This window comes from Streptomyces doebereineriae (assembly GCF_031845645.1).
GTDB lineage: Bacteria > Actinomycetota > Actinomycetes > Streptomycetales > Streptomycetaceae > Streptomyces > Streptomyces canus.
This window is the reverse complement of sequence record NZ_JAVREZ010000011.1, coordinates 14317-28926: the sequence shown is the minus strand read 5'-3', so window position 1 is coordinate 28926 and position 14610 is coordinate 14317. Positions and strand designations below refer to the sequence as shown.

14 protein-coding genes and 2 pseudogenes are annotated in these 14610 nt (G+C 70.6%); 6 read left to right on the top strand and 10 right to left on the bottom strand.

Annotated elements, in window-relative coordinates; genetic code table 11:
- Window positions 1-176: 176 nt before the first annotated feature.
- Window positions 177-1469 (top strand): extracellular catalytic domain type 1 short-chain-length polyhydroxyalkanoate depolymerase, encoded by a 1293-nt coding sequence (locus RNB18_RS29000; protein ID WP_311717070.1) that lies wholly within the window; start codon window positions 177-179, stop codon window positions 1467-1469.
- Window positions 1470-1550: 81 nt separating this feature from the next.
- Here RNB18_RS29000 and RNB18_RS28995 read toward each other — a convergent pair whose 3' ends face one another.
- Window positions 1551-2630 carry an NADH:flavin oxidoreductase/NADH oxidase gene (locus RNB18_RS28995; RefSeq protein WP_311717069.1) on the bottom strand — a complete coding sequence of 360 codons (1080 nt, stop codon included), beginning with the start codon at window positions 2628-2630 and terminating at the stop codon, window positions 1551-1553.
- Between the two features lie 159 nt (window positions 2631-2789).
- On the opposite strand from RNB18_RS28995, the gene RNB18_RS28990 reads away from it, so the two are divergent.
- A complete protein-coding gene (locus RNB18_RS28990; protein ID WP_311717068.1) occupies window positions 2790-3143 on the top strand; it encodes an ArsR/SmtB family transcription factor in 354 nt (117 codons plus the stop codon).
- Here the strand turns inward: RNB18_RS28990 and RNB18_RS28985 are convergent.
- From RNB18_RS28985 to RNB18_RS28975, 3 genes and pseudogenes are all read right to left on the bottom strand, one after another.
- Entirely contained in the window at window positions 3063-4451 is a 1389-nt protein-coding gene (locus tag RNB18_RS28985) for a nucleobase:cation symporter-2 family protein (protein ID WP_311717067.1), read from the bottom strand. The genes RNB18_RS28990 and RNB18_RS28985 overlap by 81 nt on opposite strands.
- Before the next feature lie 90 nt (window positions 4452-4541).
- Window positions 4542-5882, bottom strand: a complete 1341-nt coding sequence (locus RNB18_RS28980; protein WP_311717066.1) for an FAD-dependent oxidoreductase — start codon at window positions 5880-5882, stop codon at window positions 4542-4544.
- 25 nt (window positions 5883-5907) lie between these two features.
- Window positions 5908-6000, bottom strand: a pseudogene (locus tag RNB18_RS28975) (DUF6214 family protein); the annotation flags it as partial.
- A gap of 84 nt (window positions 6001-6084) precedes the next feature.
- Between RNB18_RS28975 and RNB18_RS28970 the strand changes: the two are divergent.
- Window positions 6085-6450 (top strand): annotated as a pseudogene (locus RNB18_RS28970) (DUF6214 family protein); the annotation flags it as partial.
- A gap of 27 nt (window positions 6451-6477) precedes the next feature.
- On the opposite strand, the gene RNB18_RS28965 reads toward RNB18_RS28970, so the two are convergent.
- Window positions 6478-7146, bottom strand: coding sequence for a DUF305 domain-containing protein (locus RNB18_RS28965; RefSeq protein ID WP_311717065.1), 669 nt, complete (start codon window positions 7144-7146; stop codon window positions 6478-6480).
- 96 nt (window positions 7147-7242) lie between these two features.
- Between RNB18_RS28965 and RNB18_RS28960 the strand changes: the two genes are divergently transcribed.
- The gene (locus tag RNB18_RS28960; RefSeq protein ID WP_311717064.1) at window positions 7243-8745 is read left to right on the top strand and encodes an LVIVD repeat-containing protein; all 1503 of its coding nucleotides are present in this window, start codon (window positions 7243-7245) and stop codon (window positions 8743-8745) included.
- Here RNB18_RS28960 and RNB18_RS28955 read toward each other — a convergent pair.
- From RNB18_RS28955 to RNB18_RS28935, 5 genes are all read right to left on the bottom strand, one after another.
- Window positions 8733-9407, bottom strand: coding sequence for a TetR/AcrR family transcriptional regulator (locus RNB18_RS28955; protein WP_311717063.1), 675 nt, complete (start codon window positions 9405-9407; stop codon window positions 8733-8735). The genes RNB18_RS28960 and RNB18_RS28955 overlap by 13 nt on opposite strands.
- A 240-nt stretch (window positions 9408-9647) precedes the next feature.
- Window positions 9648-10340, bottom strand: a complete 693-nt coding sequence (locus RNB18_RS28950) for an HAD family hydrolase (RefSeq protein ID WP_311717062.1) — start codon at window positions 10338-10340, stop codon at window positions 9648-9650.
- A 9-nt stretch (window positions 10341-10349) separates the two neighbouring features.
- A complete protein-coding gene (locus tag RNB18_RS28945; RefSeq protein ID WP_311717061.1) occupies window positions 10350-10868 on the bottom strand; it encodes a hypothetical protein in 519 nt (172 codons plus the stop codon).
- Complete coding sequence (locus RNB18_RS28940; RefSeq protein ID WP_311717060.1) at window positions 10865-11536, bottom strand: phosphatase PAP2 family protein; 672 nt, start codon at window positions 11534-11536, stop codon at window positions 10865-10867. Before RNB18_RS28940 ends, RNB18_RS28945 begins: the two co-directional genes overlap by 4 nt.
- A gap of 130 nt (window positions 11537-11666) precedes the next feature.
- Window positions 11667-12197: a DUF5134 domain-containing protein gene (locus tag RNB18_RS28935; RefSeq protein WP_311717059.1), complete on the bottom strand. Its 531-nt coding sequence runs from the start codon at window positions 12195-12197 to the stop codon at window positions 11667-11669.
- Window positions 12198-12356: 159 nt separating this feature from the next.
- On the opposite strand from RNB18_RS28935, the gene RNB18_RS28930 reads away from it, so the two are divergent.
- On the top strand, window positions 12357-13979 hold the full coding sequence (locus tag RNB18_RS28930; protein ID WP_311717058.1) for an FUSC family protein: 1623 nt from the start codon (window positions 12357-12359) through the stop codon (window positions 13977-13979).
- Window positions 13976-14515 (top strand): MarR family winged helix-turn-helix transcriptional regulator, encoded by a 540-nt coding sequence (locus tag RNB18_RS28925; RefSeq protein ID WP_311717057.1) that lies wholly within the window; start codon window positions 13976-13978, stop codon window positions 14513-14515. The genes RNB18_RS28930 and RNB18_RS28925 overlap by 4 nt, the downstream gene beginning before the upstream one ends.
- The last annotated feature ends 95 nt before the right edge of the window (window positions 14516-14610 follow it).

Sequence of the window (14610 nt, the reverse complement as noted above, 5' to 3'; positions counted from 1 at the left end):
GGCTCGGGTTGCCGGCTGGACTTCTGTCGGTGGGGCTTGGCGAGCACGATCTGGCCGACACCGAGGCGAACGCGTTCATTGTTGGAGCGGAAGCTGCTCCCGACTGCCCTGGCACCTGACCTGTTGACCTGGACGAACTCCTCCTGCTGATACCGCTGACCGAAAGGGGCAAGGACATGTCCATCACCCCCAGGAGACCGCTGAGGTCGGTGCTGCCGGCCTTGCTGTTGTTAGTCGCGGCGGTGCTCTTCGCCGCCCCCACCGCATCGGCCCGCACGGAGGCCGCCCCCACGGCGACCCTCACCGAGATCACCGACTTCGGTACGAATCCCAGCAATCTCCAGATGTATCTGTACGTGCCGGACAACGTCACCGCGCACCCCGCGGTCGTCGTGGCCGTGCACTACTGCACCGGCTCCGGACCGGCCATGTACAACGGCACCGAGTGGGCCCAACTGGCCGACACCTACGGCTTCGTGGTGATCTACCCCTCGGTCACCCGGTCGAGCAAGTGCTTCGACGTGTCCTCGCCGCAGGCACTGAAAAGGGGCGGCGGCAGCGACCCGGTCGGCATCAAGTCGATGATCGACTGGACGGTGAGCACCTACTCCGCCGACACCAGCAGGATCTACGCAACCGGTATCTCCTCCGGCGCGATGATGACGAACGTCCTGCTCGGCGACTACCCGGACGTGTTCGCGGCGGGCGCGGCCTTCTCGGGCGTCCCCTTCGGCTGCTTCGCGACGACCGACGGCTCGGAGTGGAACAGTGCCTGCTCGGGCGGCACGATCACCCACACCCCGCAGGAGTGGGGCGACCTGGTCCGCGCCGCCTACCCCGGCTACACCGGCACCCGGCCGCGCATGCAGGTGTGGCACGGCACCGAGGACGACGTGCTGCGCTACCCCAACTTCGGGGAGGAGATCAAGCAGTGGACGAACGTCCTCGGCGTCAGCCAGACGCCGGCCGCCACCGACTCGCCGGTCTCCGGCTGGACCCGCACCCGCTACGGCGCCACCGGTGACCGTGCCCCCGTCGAGGCGATCAGCCTCCAGGGCGTGGGCCACAACCTCTACGCCTGGGGCATGGCCTCCCGCGCCCTCACCTTCTTCGGCCTCGACGGCTCGGGCCCCGCCCCCCAACCCCAGCCCGGCGCCTGCAAGGTGACAGCCACGACCAACGCCTGGAACACCGGCCTGACGGCGTCTTTGACGATCACCAACACCGGCACCACCGCGATCAACAGCTGGCAGCTGGCCTTCACCCTCCCCACCGGCCAGACCATCACCAACGGCTGGGGCGCCACGTACACGCCGTCCTCCGGCACGGTGACGGCGACGAACGCGACGTACAACGGGACGATCGCGCCCAACGCGAGCGTCAGCATCGGGTACCAGGCGAATCACGGCGGGAACAGTGCGGCGCCGGGTGCGTTCACACTCAACGGGGCGACCTGTACGGCGAGTTGAGCACCGTCCATCGTGGTCCTCAGGTGGGACGCGGGCACAGTGTGCCGGCGTCCCACCGGGAGCCGCGGCAGACTCTGCTCGTCAGACCGACCGGTGGTACTGCTCCGGCACACGCACTTCCCCGCCCAGCTCTCGCGCGGCATGCCGCGCCCAGGACGGGTTCCGGAGCAGTTCGCGGCCCAACAGCACCGCGTCCGCCTCGCCGTTGGAGAGGATCTTCTCGGCCTGTCCGGTCTCCGTGATGAGGCCGACCGTGGCGACCGGGAGGGTGGTCTCGGCCTTGACGCGGGCGGCGAAGGGAACCTGGTAGCCGGGGCCCACCGGGATGCGGACGCCCGACGCGTTGCCGCCGGTGGAGACATCCAGGAGGTCGATGCCGTGGGCCTGGAGGTCGCGGGCGAAGCGGACGGTGTCGTCCGGGGTCCAGCCGCCCTCCTCCAGCCAGTCGGTCGCCGAGATGCGGAAGAAGAGGGGCTTGTCGTCGGGCCAGACCTCGCGCACCGCGTCGACGACCTCCAGCGCGAAGCGGGTGCGGTTCTCGTAGGAGCCGCCGTACTCGTCGGTGCGGTGATTGCTGTGCGGGGAGAGGAAGTTGCCGATCAGATAGCCGTGCGCGCCGTGGATCTCGGCGACTTCGAAACCCGCGGCGAGGGCACGACGGGCCGCGTCCGCGAACTGGCCCACCACCTCGGTGATGTGATCAGCCGTCAGCTCGGTCGGTACCGGGTGCTTCGTGTCGTACGCCAGTGCGCTGGGGCCCAGCGGCTGCCATCCCAGCGCGTCCGGGGCGAGCGGCGCGCCACCCTTCCAGGGCTGGTCGGTGGAGGCCTTGCGGCCGGCGTGGGCGAGCTGGATTCCCGGGACCGTGCCCTGGGAGACCAGGAAGCGGGTGATGCGGCGGAACGCCTCGACCTGGGTGTCGTTCCAGATGCCGAGGTCGTAGGGGGAGATACGGCCCTCGGGGCTGACGCCGGTGGCCTCGACGATGATCAGGCCCGTGCCGCCGGCCGCGCGCGCCGCGTAGTGCGCGAAGTGCCAGTCGTTGGGGGCGCCGGTCTCGGGACCATCAGGAGCGGCCGAGTACTGGCACATCGGCGGCATCCACACCCGGTTCGGGATCGTCAGGTCACGGAGGGTGTAGGGCTCGAAGAGTGCGCTCACGGCGGGCTCCATCCGTCAAGACCGGTGGTGGTGGGCTCGTACGATAGGCATCGTAGTACGTCGAATGTCAAACTACGAAAGGTCTCGTACAATGGGCTTCCCGAGGACCGGTCCCCGAGTCCGGAGAGCCCTCGGGAAACCCGGAGAAGTGGAGCCGCCGTGACCTCCCCCGCCGTCAGCAGTCGTGCTCTCCCGCACCCCGAGCGCGGCGAGATCCGGCTGGAGGGCATCCTGCACGCCCTCTCCGACCCGATGCGTCTGCAGATCGTGCGAGAGCTCGCCGCGGTCGGCGACGAGCTCTCCTGTTCGCACTTCGATCTGCCCGTGACCAAGTCGACGACCACCCACCACTTCCGGGTGCTGCGCGAGAGCGGAGTGATCCGGCAGGTCTACCGGGGCACCGCCAAGATGAACGGCCTGCGCCGGGACGACCTAGACGACCTCTTCCCGGGACTTCTCGATGCCCTCCTCGGCGCCGCCGGCCGCCAGGCCGTCCGGCTCGGGAGCGGCTGAACCCGCCTTACCGGGCAGGTGGTTGAAGAGCAGATTCAGCACGATCGCCGTCAGACAGCCCGCGCTGATGCCGCTGTTCATCACCGTCTGGAACCAGTCGGGGAACTTCTCGTAGATCGTCGGCACGCCCACCGGCAGCACGCCCATGGCCACCGAGACGGCCACCACGGTCAGGTTGTTGTTGCCCTTGAAGTCCACCCGGGTGAGAGTCCGCAGACCGCTCGCCGCGACCGTCCCGAACATCACCAGGCCGGCCCCGCCCAGTACCGGAGCCGGTACGGCCGCGACCACAGCGCCCAGCTTGGGCAGCAGGCCCAGCACGACCAGGATGCCGCCGGCCGTGGCGACGACCCAGCGGCTGCGTACCCGGGTCATGCCGACGAGACCGACGTTCTGGGCGTACGCCGTGTAAGGGAAGGTGTTGAAGACGCCGCCGAGCACGGTCGACAGGCCGTCGGCGCGCAGGCCGTCCGAGAGGGAGCGCGGCTCGATCCTGCGGTCCGTCATCTCGCCCACCGCGATCAGGTCACCGGTCGTCTCGGTCATCGTCACCAGTGCCACGACCAGCATCGACACGATCGCCGAGAACTCGAAGGTCGGCGCCCCGAAGTGGAAGGGCGTGCTGATCCCGACCCAGTCCGCGTCACCGACCCCCTCGAAGTCCGTGAACCCGAAGGGGACGGCCACCGCAAAACCGACCCCGATGCCGATCAGTACCGCGATCCGGCTCAGGAACGCCGGCGCGAACCGCTGCACACCCAGCACCACCACCAGGACGAACACGGCGAGCGCGATGTTCTTCGGGGCGCCGAAGTCGGCCGATCCGACGCCGCCCGCGACCCAGTTGCCGGCGACCGGCAGCAGCGAGATGCCGATGATCAGGATCACCGTGCCCGTGACCAGCGGCGGGAAGAAGCGGAGCAACTTGCCGAAGACGGGTGCGAGCAGCATGATCGCGAGGCCCGCGACGATCACCGAGCCGTAGATCGCCGGGAGTCCGCCGCCCGTCGTGCCGATCAGGACCATCGGTGACACGGCGGCGAACGTGCAGCCCTGCATGATCGGGAGCCGTACGCCGAAACGCCAGAAGCCGATGCACTGGATGAGCGTGGCGATACCGCACACCAGGAGGTCGGCGGTGATCAGATACGCCAGATCCGCGGGCGACAGCTTCATCGCACCGCCGACGATCAGGGGGACGGCCACGGCGCCCGCGTACATCGCGAGGACGTGCTGGAGGCCGAAGGCGGCGAGCTGCCGTACCGGGGGTACTTCGTCTACGGGGTGCACAGGGGTGGTTTGAGCCATGTCCGAGACCGTAGGCGTGTTGAACAGTTTGTTGATTGCGGGGGTGTTGCCGGTTCGTTGCCCGGTGCGGGCCAGGGGGTGCACGCGCCCCTAAGAGACATTGCCGTGCACCGCGTTCATCAGGGACTGCCAGTCCGGGAGTTTCACCACGCCCCGGCCCAGGGACGCACCGAGCTCCACTTCCGCTCGCTCGATCGCGCACCAACCCGCCCACTCCACCGGTTCGGCGCCCGCTGCCCGCAGCGCGTCGAGTGGGTCCTCGGGCAGATCTTTGTGTACGAGCGTGGGGGCGTCCTCGAGCAACGAGGTCACCGTCTCCTTGGCGTCCGGGCGGTTGGTGCCGATCACGCCGGTCGGGCCGCGCTTGATCCAGCCGGCCACGTACTCTCCCGGGACGGCGGAACAGCCCTGCACGACACGCCCGTCGACGTTGGGCACTGTGCCGCTCTCCGCGTCGAACGGCAGTCCCTCCACCGGCATGCCCCGGTAGCCCACCGAGCGCAGCACCAACTGGGCCTCGATCTCCTCGAATTCACCGGTGCCGCGCACGCCGCCGCGCCCGTCCGGCACCGTCCTTTCGAAGCGGACCGCGCCCACGCGGCCGCCGTCGGCGAGGAGTTCGACGGGACGCAGGAAGAAGCGCAACGAGATCCTGCGGGAGGCCGGTCGTGACTCCGCGGCCGCCCAGCCGCGCAACACCTCCACGTTCCGGCGCTGCGGCGCCGCCAGAGCAGAGGGGTCGAGGTACGCCGGGTCCAGCGCCAACTCCGCCGCGTCCACGGCCACTTCGGCGTCCGGCAGTGAACCCAGCTCGCGCAGCTCCTTGGTGGTGAAGCGGGCCTGGGAAGGGCCCCGCCGACCCACCATGTGGACCTCCGTCACCCGGCTGGCGGCCAGCGCGGTGAGCGCCGGATGCGGCATGTCGGTCGGGCTGAGCTCCGTCAGCCCACGGGCCAGCATCCGCGTCACGTCGACCGCCACGTTCCCCACGCCGATGACCACGGCCGACCGGGCGCCGATCACGAAACCGTCGGCCGTGGAGTCGGGATGTGCGCTGTACCAGGACACGAACTCCGTCGCCGACCAGCTGCCCGGCAGATCCTCGCCCGGGATGCCCAGATGCCGGTCGGTCGCGGCGCCCACGCAGTACACGACGGCGTGGTACAGCTCGCGCAGCCGCGCGGTCGGCACCCCGCCCGGGCCGATCTCGACGCCGCCCAGGAACCGCACCCGCTCGTGCTCCAGGACCGTCCGCAGGTTGTTCTGCAGCGATTTGATCTTCTCGTGGTCCGGAGCCACGCCATAGCGCACCAGGCCGTACGGGCACGGCAGCCGGTCCAGGACGTCGACGAGCACGTCGGGATCCTGCTGGACGAGGCTCTGGGCGGTGTAGCACCCGCTGGGCCCGGAGCCGACGACGGCGACACGCATGCTTCCAGGATTGCACCGCCACCGCTCCGCTGACAGGGTCAGCGTCGGCGAAGGCCAGCCGGACATGGAACCACGCCATCGTGCCCCCGCCCTCCCGCACTTCCCACCCGGGCCACACGGACAGCTGCCGTCCGCCGGACGACGATCAGATTGAAGAAAGGATGCTTCCAGCACGCACGCAACGTAACCACATGATCACGGGGTGGACACGCTCGCGGTGGTGGCCTAAGGCGGCGTGTCCCTGGAGGACGTGCGGGCGCAGGCGGCGCTGTCGCTCGAGGACCTGGGAGCCCTCGCCGACCGGATCGAGGGCCCGCTCTTCGAGGCCTGTGGAGTGGCGCCTTCCGGTGCCGCGGAGCAGCTGGTCAGCCGAGCCCGCCCCGCCTGGCCGCGCGGCATGGAAGAGCGCTGGTTGATCGCCCAGGAGTACCGAGCCGCCCAGGAGGACGGCGTCGACCCGGTCCTCGCGGTGATGTGCGCGACCGGGCACAGCCGCCGCACATCGCTCCGGCTCATCTCCCAGGCACGCGACGCGGGCTTTCTGGCGCCACGTCACGCAAGGCTCTGAACAAGCAAGTTCACCGCAGCGCCCCGTTCAGAGCATGTTCCGCATCCGGTTGATCTCGCTCGTCTGCTGGGCGACCACGTCGTCGGCCATCTCCTCGATCCGGATGTTGTTGCCCTGCCCCTTCACGTCCGTCGCCATGGTGATCGCGCCCTCGTGGTGAGTGATCATCAGCGTGAGGAAGAGCTCGTCGAACGCCTTCCCCTTCGCCGCGCGCAGCTTCCTCAGCTGGGCATCGGTCGCCATGCCGGGCATCGTGGCGTGCGTGTGGTCGTCGCTCTTCTCGGGCTGGTCGTACTCCTTCAGCCAGGCCCTCATCGCGGCGATCTCCGGCCCCTGGGCGGCCGAGATCCGCTCGGCGAGTGCCTCGAGCCTCGCCGATCCGGCGCGGTCGGGGGCCAGTTCGGTCAGTTCCAGTGCCTGGGCGTGATGCTCGATCATCATCCGCGCGTACGAGACGTCCGCCGAGTTGGGAGTGTCGTCGTCGGCCCGCTGCTCCTCGGCGTCCTGGGCGGACAGCGTGCGGTTCGCCTCGCCCGGCTTGCCCGGCGCGAGCACCGAAGGCCCGGACCCCGACGCCGACTTGGGATCCGCGTCGGAGTCGCAGCCCCCGAGGGCCAGGGCTGCCACGGCGACCAGGGCCGCCGTCAGCAGGGGTGCACGGCGGAAAAGCACAGTGGCCGCCCATGGTCCCTTCATTACAGGTTCGTTGCCCTCTGTTGATCTGTGCATGGTGAAGACGATACTGCGGTGACGCGTGAACCGTTCCACATGAACGGCACAGGGAGGAAAACAGTGATCCTGTTGAAAGAGTCCCGAACCCGGCGCAGACGCCTGGGAGTTGCGGCGGCCGCCGCGGGTCTCCTGGCCGCTCTGCTGACCGCAGGGCCGGCCGTCGCGACCCCCGACCCCGGGGACCGTCCGACCGCGGGCAAGGGGGTGTCCGAGAGCACCGAGGCCGAGGTGAAGGCGGCGATCGCCGACGGCGAGATACCCGGTCAGGACGAGATCGTCCACTCCGACAACATCGAACACCTCGTCAACGTCCCCAAGGACGCACTGCCCGGAACCAATTCGGACCTGGCCTTCCAGGGCAGGTACGCCTTCTCCGGCAACTACGACGGCTTCCGCATCTTCGACATCAGCAACCCGAAGGCGCCCAAGACCGTCGCCCAGGTGCTGTGCCCCGGATCGCAGAACGACATCTCCGTCTCCGGGAACCTGCTGTTCCTGTCCACCGACTCCTCGCGCAGCGACAGCAGCTGCAGCAGCACCACCCAGCCCGCGACCGAGAAGTCGTCGTGGGAGGGCATGAAGGTCTTCGACATCAGCGACAAGACGAACCCGAAGTACGTGGCCGCAGTGGAGACCGCCTGCGGCTCGCACACCCACACGCTGGTGCCCGAGCGCAGGAACGTCTACCTCTACGTCTCCTCGTACTCGCCGAACGCGACCTACCCCGACTGCCAGCCACCGCACGACGGCATCTCCGTCATCAAGGTGCCCCGCAACGCGCCCGAGAAGGCGGCGGTCGTGGACTTCCCGGTGCTCTTCCCCGGCGAGGGCCCCGACGGCGGCGGCAACCCGGGTGCGCCCACCAACCCGGGTGTCTCCAAGACCACCGGCTGCCACGACATCACGGTGCTCCCGGACAAGGACCTGGCGGCGGGTGCCTGCATGGGTGACGGCATCCTGTTCTCCATCAAGGACCCGGAGAACCCGAAGGTCATCGACCGGGTGCAGGACAACGTGAACTTCGCGTTCTGGCACTCGGCCACCTTCAACCAGAAGGCGAACAAGGTCGTCTTCACCGACGAGTTGGGCGGCGGCGGTGCGGCCACCTGCAACGCGGCGATCGGACCGAACCGCGGTGCCGACGGCATCTACGACATCGTCGGCAAGGGCGACAAGCGCAAGCTCGTCTTCAAGAGCTACTACAAGATCCCCCGCCATCAGGCGGACACCGAGAACTGCGTGGCCCACAACGGCTCGCTGATCCCGGTCAAGGGCAAGGACATCATGGTCCAGGCCTGGTACCAGGGTGGTGTCTCCGTCTGGGAGTTCACCGACTCGGCCCGCCCCAGGGAGATCGCCTACTTCGAGCGCGGTCCGCTGAGCACCGAGCAGCTGGTCGGCGGCGGCGCGTGGTCGGCGTACTACTACAACGGCTACATCTACTCGAACGACATCGCCAAGGGCTTCGATGTCCTGAAGCTCAGCGACCGGCGCACGGATCCCGCCAAGAAGGTGCGGCTCGGCGAGCTCAACGTACAGACGCAGCCGGACTACTTCGACTGATCCCCGGACTCCGGGCCCGTCTCGAAGAAACGCGACAGATCCCTGTCGTACGTCCCGTCGGGCGCCTCGGTGCCCGGCGGGACGCCCTGCTCCCAGTCGAGCCGGTAGCGCGTGAACAGCTCGGCGCGCAGCGTCGTCATCGACATCGGGACGTTCGGTACGACCATCGCGTAGACCGCGCCCATGAGTTGCGAGCGCAGCATCGGGTAGTCGGTCTCGACCGTCTGCGAACCGTGCCGTTCCATCGTGTCCTGCAGCAGCTCGGCGAGCCGCTGCTGCTCCGGGCACTGCACGAAGCCGTCGGTGTCCAGCAGGCCCGCCATGTGCTGGCGCATCAGTACGGTCCGGTCCCGGGCCAGGCCCAGGACCGCGTCGATGGCCCGGGCCATCCGCTCCCGGCCGTCCTCGGTGCGCGGCTCGCGCTCCAGCGCCTCCTCCAGCGTGCGGTGCATGAGCCGGTGCACGGCGGACTGCACGAGTTGGCGCTTGCCGGGGAAGTAGTACGACACCAGACCGCGTGCCGAACCGGCCCGGTCCGCGATGTCGCCGAGGGTCGTGGCCTCGTAACCGCGCTCGGAGACCAGCTCGACCGCCGCCTGCAGGAGCCGCTCCCGGGAACGACGGCGCAACTCTTCGTTGACCGAGGCGCTGCGCGGGGACATGCTGTAACTCCTGCGTTGACTGGCTCTCAGCCAACTATACTCAAATGCGTCCGGACCGGCCCGCGAAAGGCCTGGTCGGGGCTGCCGCCTGCTCTGGGCGACGCGGGGGATCGTCCAGGGTGGGCGGGTAAACGCCCCAATGGTGTCCTCAGGCGACCACTCCGGCGGGGTGACCACCCGGTTTTCGGACACTTTTCTGGAGTCGATTCCGGGTGTGGACCCCGCGTGCCGATCCGGGCCTCAGCCCACCAGGTCGAGGATCGGTCGCAGCCCGTCGGGCCGCTGCGCCGCCGGCAGATGATCCACGAAGTGCACCCCGCAGCCCAGGGCCGCCGCACCGCCGTCCGCCCGCCGGTCGTCGCCGACCATCAGGACGTCCCGGGGCTCGACACCGAGCGCCGTGCAGGCGGTCTTGAACAGCCGGGGATCCGGCTTCTGGACGCCGTGTTCGTACGACAGCACATACACGTCGACGTACGGATCGAGCCCGTGCGCGCGGAAGACGGGTCGCAGGTCCCAGCCGATGTTGCTGACCACACCCACCCCGACCTCGCGCTCCCGCAGTGCGCGCAGGACCTCGGCGGCGTCGGGATACGGCTGCCAGGCGGCGGGGGACATGTGCCGGTCGTACAACGCGTCGTGCAGGGCGGGATCCGGCAGCGGGACCAGTCGCGAGAGCCCGGTGTACGCGGCCCGGTGCAGCTCGGCACTCTCGTCCCGGATTCCCCACACGGCGGCGACCTCGTCCGGCATCGGCGCCCGGGGCGCCATCCCGCCGGGCAACGCTCCCACCCTCTCCAGCTCCAGCGCGGCCAGCGCCAACTCCGCCTCGGCGAGGGCAAGTCCCGCCTCGTCGAGAGCGGCCCTCAACCAGGACTCGGTGGACTCGATCCGGAAGAGCGTTCCCGAGAAGTCGAACAGGACGGCAGTCATACGATGATCTTAGGGGCCTGCGTTCCACTCGACGGGGAGCTCGCCCCCGCAGAACACGCAGACGAAATCCGCCTCGCGCACGATCGACCGCTCCCCGCACTCCTCGCAGCGCCGGAACACCACCTCGTGCGTGAACCGGCCGGGGTGCTCGACGCCGGCCCGGTCGACCGCGCGCCCGACCGCCTGCCACGAGTCGAGGTCCGGGCAGTAGCCGGTGGAGTGGTTGGTGACCTCGTGGACCGCCCAGCGGCCGGCGGCCCGGGCGAATCCCATCTCGCCGGCGGCCGTCACATCCGCGCCGCCCGCGCAGGCCACGTGCTCACTCCTGCGGGGAGCGAGCCGCAGCAGGCCGTCGAGGGCGACGACGAACGTGAAGGGCTCCGAGGTCTCGGCCGGCCCGCGCCCGGACAGCCAGGCGTCGAGGTCGGCGGCGGAACGGATGATCCGCCCCTCGCTGTCCGGCCGTACCGTCGAGCGCAGCTCGGGCGGGCCCACATAGCCGTAGACCCGGCTCGGGCTGTCGTTCACGGCCGGTACCGCTGGTGGACCGTCACCGCCAGTGTCACCAGCATCGCGCCCAGGAGCCAGCCGCCGAACACGTCGGAGGGCCAGTGGACGCCGAGCCAGATACGGGTCAGGCCGACGCCGACCACGGAGATCGCGGAGAGGGTCAGGGCCGTGAACCACAGGGCGCGGCCGGCGCCGTAGTGGTGGAGGAGCCACAGGAGGAGGCCGCAGACGACCGTGGCCGTCAGGGCGTGTCCCGACGGGTAGGCCGCGAAGTGCGCGGTGTCGACCGGGTCGGGCCAGACAGGGCGCGGGCGGTCGACCGCGGCCTTCAGGATCTGCTGGAGCAGTGTTCCCAGCGCACATGTGGCTGCCAGCCAAACGGCGGTCCACCGGGCGTTGCGCCGCCACACCAGCCACAGCACCGCGAGCGCAGCCAGGATGCGCATCGCCCAGGGGTCCCAGACCCAGTCCGTGAGGATGCGGAAGGCGTGGGTCACCCCCGGCTCGTCGACCGCCCAGCGGTGGGTGGTGTCGGCGATGTCGCCGTCCACGGTGAGCAACGGATGCCACTCGACCGCGACCAGGACGAGCAGCAGCACCGAGCACAGGGCGAGGACACCGGTCGCGCGGGCGGCGGTCCGGTGCTCCGGGGGGCGGGGCGGGGAGTCGACGGACGGCGTGTGCATACTGCGATCCTCGCCGACCGGTGCGGCTTGAGGCCAATTCCGGGGCGGTGCGGAGGCAGAACACGTCCCGGTTCTCGTCGAGTTCGAGCCGTATGTGGCGTACGTCGCCCCCTCGTCCCGCCCGGCCGCCTCAGAGGGTCAGCAGCATGGCCACCATCGCGATGCCCATCGACAGCCGACACGCGCGCGCGAGTTCGGGACGATCGCCCCAGCCGACGGTTGCGCCACCGGCGGTCGCCGGTATCAGGCGGACGCCGGACCTCAGGACGTAGCCCGCGAAGTAGAGGAGCAGTACGCCCGTCACCACGGGGACTCCCGCGCCGCCGTGGTGCCCGGGAGAGGCCGCCATCACCACCGCCATGTAGACCATGGCCCCGGCTCCCACCAGGTGGTGCAGATGATGGGTGCTCGTGCGCGCCGCCCACAGCGCGCGCAGCGCGGCCCCGCCGAACACGGCCGCGCAGAGCGGCCAGGCCCACGACGGTGGCGTGAACACGGCGGCGGGTACGGCCATCGCGGCCATCCCGAAGCCCATCAGCGCCTCGCCACCCGCGGCCCGGCGCTGTTCCTCGACGCTGCTGCGCATCCGCAGCAGGCAGTACGCCCCGGTCGCCGCGCAGAGCGCCACCAGCAGCCAGCCGGGCGAAGCCGGTCCGTGCACGCCCACCTCCCCGCTCGACGTCGGTCAAGAAATGCCCGGGCCACGCGGCGCGCAATCGAGCGCAAGGGTGTACGCGGGGAGCGTGCGACGGAGCACAGCAGGTCAGAGGAATCGCACCCCTATCGTTTACGAGTAAAACACCTGCTAAAGTATTGACTCATGAGCAGTGCGACCCCCTTTGCCGGCACCCCGCGCGTCCGCCGTCTCCCCCTGGCCGGTGTGCTGCGCCTCGGCAGGCCCTCCGACATCTGGTTCAAGCCCGCCCTGAGTGTGGTCGTCGCCGTCGCCCCGCCGAACCTGATCCTCCTGGCCCTCGGCCGACTCGACCTGGCGATGTACACCATGGCCGGGTCCCTGTGTGCGCTGTACGCCCACCACCGGCCCTACGCCGCCCGGGCCCGCGCTCTGGCCGGGGTGGTGCTCGGCATGGTCGCCGGCCTCGCTGTCGGCCTGGTCGCCGCCTCGCTCACCGGCAGCGCGGTGGTGCTGGTAGCCGTCGGCGCACTGGTGGCCGCCGTACAGAAAGCGCTCTGTGACGCGACCCGGATCGGCCCGCCGGGTCATGTGGTCCTCACCTTCATCAGCTCCGCCTCCCTGTTCGCCCCGCAGACCCTCGCCCAGGTGCCCGGCCACCTCGCCCTGGCCCTGGCGGCGGGCGCCTGGGCCTGGCTGGTCGGCATGGCACCCGGCCTGTTCCGGCCGCACGGCCCGGAACGACGGGCCACCGCCCATGCGCTGAACGCGGCTGCCGCGTACGCGGAGAACCGCCGCCCCCACGCAAGCGGAACCGCCCATGCCGCCGTGCAGGCCGCCTGGCAGACCCTCCTCTCGGCCGGCGCCCGCTCCGAGACCCGGCGGGCCCTCGAACGTCTCGTCGTCCGCGCCGAGGTCGCCCTCGCCGCTCCCGCCGACGCGGACCCGCACCGCCTGCGCGCCTGGGCCCGCGAACTGCGGGGCACGGGGCCGGTCCCGCGGACGGCGTACGACAGCGAACTCCTCGGCGTGGAGGCCGAACTCGCCGCCCGGGCCCGCCGGTGGTGGCGTGCCCTCGGGCCGCTCGCCCCGATCGCGATGCGCACCGCGCTGGGCTGCGCCCTCGCCGGTTACGCCTCCCTCGCGCTCGGCATCGGCCGCCCCTACTGGGCGCTGGTCACCGCCGCCTCGCTCTACCAGGCCAACGTCACCCTCACCTGGAGCCGGGGCGTCCAGCGCGTCGTCGGCAACCTCGTCGGGGTGCTGGTGTTCGCCGCCGTGGTCCCGCTCGCCCACCTCGGCCCGGCCGCCCTCGTCCTGTGCTGCCTCGCCTTCAACTTCGGCGCCGAGGCGCTCATGGGCCGCAACTACTGGCTCGGGAGCATCTGCGTCACGCCGATGGCGCTGCTCATCACCGAGTTCGCCGGGTACCAGGAGCCGGGCCGGCTGATCACCGAGCGGGTCGTGGACACCCTCGTCGGGGCGCTGGTCGGATTCGTCGCCGCCATGGCCGTCACCAACCGGCGCGCGGGCGATCGCGTCGAGCAGGCGCTGGCCGCGGTGGAACGCGCCCGCGCCCGTGCCGCCCGCCTTCTCGCGGAGCCGCACCCCGTTCCCGGCAGCCTGGACGCCGCGCACCGCGTCCTCGCCGCCGCCCTGGTCGACCTGCGGGCCGGCGTCGAGGCCGCCTCCGGCGAATGGTGGCAACGCGCCCTGCCCCAGGAGAGGGTCGTACGCGCCGAACAGGCCGGACACCGTACGCTCGCCGCGACGATCCGGCACCACAGAGCGGAGGGCGCACGCCCATGACGGCACCGAACGGACGACCGGAGGAACCGGCGAGGCACGACACCGTCGCCGCCGTCGTCCGGCAGTGGCAGACCGTCCACCCCGGCCTCGACACCGGCCCCATGGAGATCATCGGCCGCGTCAACCGCTGCGCGGCCCTGCTCCAGCAGGCCGAGGACGCTCCCCTGCGCCGGGCCGGACTCAGCCGTCCCGAGTTCGACCTGCTCGGCGCCCTGCGCCGCACCGGCCACGAGCTGACCCCCGGCGACCTGGCCCGCGAGACCTTCTCCTCCGGCGCCGCCGTCACCAAGCGGCTCAAGCAGCTGACCGAGCGGGGCCTGGTGGAGCGCCGGGGCGACACCCGCGACCGCCGCGTCGCCCACGTCCGGCTCACCGAGGCCGGCCGCGACCTGGTCGACGGGATCCTGCCGGAGCAACTGGCGTACGAGACGGCCGTGCTGTCCGTCCTGACCCCCGAGGCGCGGAGCGAACTCGCCGGCCGGCTGGGGGAGCTGCTCGGCCTGCTGGAGGGCAGCCTGGGAGTGCTGCGCGCCTGACGGCTCCGACCTGCGGTTTCGGAAGTTTCGAAGCCCGCTGCCTGTTGACGCGGTCCATCCGCGCTTTCTACGTTCGTCCAGGTCGGTGCGGATCA

What these genes read in the sequence shown, in the direction of transcription:
- RNB18_RS29000 (WP_311717070.1), top strand. Translation starts at nt 177, where the DNA reads ATGTCCATCACCCCCAGGAGACCGCTGAGGTCGGTGCTGCCGGCCTTG.
- RNB18_RS28985 (WP_311717067.1), bottom strand. Translation starts at nt 4,451, where the DNA reads ATGGCTCAAACCACCCCTGTGCACCCCGTAGACGAAGTACCCCCGGTA.
- RNB18_RS28980 (WP_311717066.1), bottom strand. Translation starts at nt 5,882, where the DNA reads ATGCGTGTCGCCGTCGTCGGCTCCGGGCCCAGCGGGTGCTACACCGCC.
- RNB18_RS28965 (WP_311717065.1), bottom strand. Translation starts at nt 7,146, where the DNA reads ATGAAGGGACCATGGGCGGCCACTGTGCTTTTCCGCCGTGCACCCCTG.
- RNB18_RS28955 (WP_311717063.1), bottom strand. Translation starts at nt 9,407, where the DNA reads ATGTCCCCGCGCAGCGCCTCGGTCAACGAAGAGTTGCGCCGTCGTTCC.
- RNB18_RS28950 (WP_311717062.1), bottom strand. Translation starts at nt 10,340, where the DNA reads ATGACTGCCGTCCTGTTCGACTTCTCGGGAACGCTCTTCCGGATCGAG.
- RNB18_RS28940 (WP_311717060.1), bottom strand. Translation starts at nt 11,536, where the DNA reads ATGCACACGCCGTCCGTCGACTCCCCGCCCCGCCCCCCGGAGCACCGG.
- RNB18_RS28930 (WP_311717058.1), top strand. Translation starts at nt 12,357, where the DNA reads ATGAGCAGTGCGACCCCCTTTGCCGGCACCCCGCGCGTCCGCCGTCTC.
- RNB18_RS28925 (WP_311717057.1), top strand. Translation starts at nt 13,976, where the DNA reads ATGACGGCACCGAACGGACGACCGGAGGAACCGGCGAGGCACGACACC.